General features: G+C 58.8%; 2 protein-coding genes. Both read left to right on the top strand.

Going from position 1 to position 753, the window contains the following annotated elements; genetic code table 11:
* Positions 1-544 (top strand): hypothetical protein (locus OSO_RS0141470; RefSeq protein WP_010588560.1); only part of this gene is annotated, 544 nt, incomplete at its 5' end.
* A gap of 10 nt (positions 545-554) precedes the next feature.
* The coding region (locus tag OSO_RS51480; RefSeq protein ID WP_010588559.1) for a hypothetical protein at positions 555-753 on the top strand (199 nt) is incomplete at its 3' end.

Here is a 753-nt window from a genome sequence, read left to right as displayed (position 1 = left end):
ATCGATCAAGGCCGGTATCGCGGCCATCGGCTCCGGAAAGAATCCCCTGACGGCGGCGAACGATGCATTCATCAGCACCCTGGCCGGTCAGCAGGACGAAAAGGGAGCTGGCAAAAACCATTACCAAGCGTTCGCGGATGCCTTCAGCCAGACCTACAAGGATTCGATCGAAGGTCTGAACGATCAGGGCGGCCTGTCGGCTGGTCTAAAGGCCCGACGCGACGCACTGCTCAACGGAATCGGCGAACGTGAGTTCCAGCTCACAAACATCGCCAAGCCAAATTTCGAACCCTCTCCAGATGCGACCGACGAGGAAGAGGGAAACGGCAAAAAGGAGAATGAGAAAAAGGAGAAGGCCGACAAGTCGGACTCCAAGGCAGCCCTGATCGGCAGCTCCGACGCGGCCGCCACTCTGCTCCGCGGTGTCTTCGGTGGCGATGTTGAAAAGCAGCAGTTGAACGTTCAGAAGCAACAGCTCGCCGAAACCAAAAAGACCAACGCGGCCCTGGCAAACTCTCGACCGATCCAAGTCGCCAACCCCTAACGAGGCAGCCATGACCCTTGAACAAATCTTCGCACAGCCTGAGTTCGACGGCATGACCGACGAGCAGGCCCTGGCCTACGGCGATGACACGATCGTCATCGGCGGGACAGATGAATTGTGGTCCTACAGCGGCGTGGCTGTCATGTTCGGCGACGTGGCCGCTGAAGGTTTGCTGATCGCGATTCAAGACGTGGGACTGCCCGGAGCCG

The organism is Schlesneria paludicola DSM 18645, assembly GCF_000255655.1.
Taxonomy (GTDB): domain Bacteria; phylum Planctomycetota; class Planctomycetia; order Planctomycetales; family Planctomycetaceae; genus Schlesneria; species Schlesneria paludicola.
This window is presented reverse-complemented; position numbering and strand designations above follow the sequence as displayed.